This window comes from Dietzia sp. HMSC21D01, assembly GCF_001815995.1.
GTDB classification, from domain to species: domain Bacteria; phylum Actinomycetota; class Actinomycetes; order Mycobacteriales; family Mycobacteriaceae; genus Dietzia; species Dietzia cinnamea.
This window is the reverse complement of sequence record NZ_KV823598.1, coordinates 1-1,320: the sequence shown is the minus strand read 5'-3', so window position 1 is coordinate 1,320 and position 1,320 is coordinate 1. Positions and strand designations below refer to the sequence as shown.

General features: G+C 76.6%; 1 pseudogene. It reads right to left on the bottom strand.

Features of this window, described 5'->3' with window-relative positions:
- Window positions 1-1,320: pseudogene (locus tag HMPREF3086_RS00210) on the bottom strand (hypothetical protein); the annotation flags it as partial.

Genomic DNA, 1,320 nt, shown 5'->3' with positions numbered 1-1,320 from the left:
CGGTGCGATGTGCGTGCGGTGCGGCCCGCCTCGGGTCGCCGGCCCGGTTCCACGCCGCGGGGCCGCCAGGGCGAGGGCTGCCGCCGCGGCCAGTACGACGGGATATTCGGAGTGGTAGCGCAGCGTCTGGACGATCTCCGCGGCGGTGTCCGGACCGGCGCGGCCGACCGCCACGAGGACCACCGGGACCAGCGGGTACAGCGCCGCGCCCGCCCAGATCGCGCCGGTGCGGCGTCGGGTGGGCAGCGACCACGCCAGCACGGCCACGCACGCGGCCGCTCCGGCGATCACCGCGGCGAGGGGCGGGTCGGCCATCGGCGGACCGGGGTGCCAGCGATCCCACCGCCACGGCCCTCCGCCGAGCGTCGGCGCGACTGCCAGCCGGTAGGCGTGGTCGACCAGAGCCGCGAACCGCAGTGGTGCGCCGTCGCCTCCCGCCCCGTCTGCCGGGCCTACAGAGCCGGTCGCGCCACTCGCCGCGCCACTCGCCGCCCCGTTCGGGTCCGGGTCGAGCGTGCCCCCGCCGAGACGGCCGACGACGACGAGGAAGACCGCCGCCCACACCGCCACGATCACGGCCTGAGCGAGCCAGGCGGCGCGGGTCCGCCGCCACAGTGCGAGCAGGTCGGCGCGCGTTCCGCTCGTCGTCCACCACCCGCCCAGCAGCACGACGGCCGCGACCGCCGGGACGATGAGGGCCTTCTCCACGAACAGCAGCCCCAGCGCGGTGGCCATCGCCGCACCCACCGCGTGCCGCGTCCTGCCCGTGCGCGCGAGGAGGGCCATCGACGCGACGGCCAACGCCATCGCGGCGGTGAGCGGGAGCGCGTTGAGCGCCGCCGCCCACCATGTCGCGGCGGGCAGGCCCAGCGGGATCGCCAATGCCGCCGTCAGCGGGACGAGCAGGGCCGTCCGCCCCGACAGCAGCACCCACAGCATGCGGGCCAGCGCCGCGCCGGAGACCAGCTGGAGCAGTGCGATCTGCAGCAGCGGCATCCGGAAGTCCAGCGGCGCCAGATGGGCGGACAGCCAGACCAGGGCCATCCCGCCGGGCATGAGGTGACCGTCGTGGTCGGTGAACAGCAGGTCCGGATCCGGCCACGCGTGCCGGGCGGCCAGGCCGTGGAGGATGAGGTCGTCCCAGTAAAACCAGCCCGCCGCCGCGACCCACAGCCGCACCCCCGTGGCCGCCAGCACCACGAACGCGCAGGACACGAGCAATGCGCGGCGGCCGAGCACGGGGCGGGAGGGCGCGGGCGCGGACTCGGTGCACGGACCGGTCTCGGCGGCAGGATCCGTCTCGGCGGGTGCGGGGCTGCG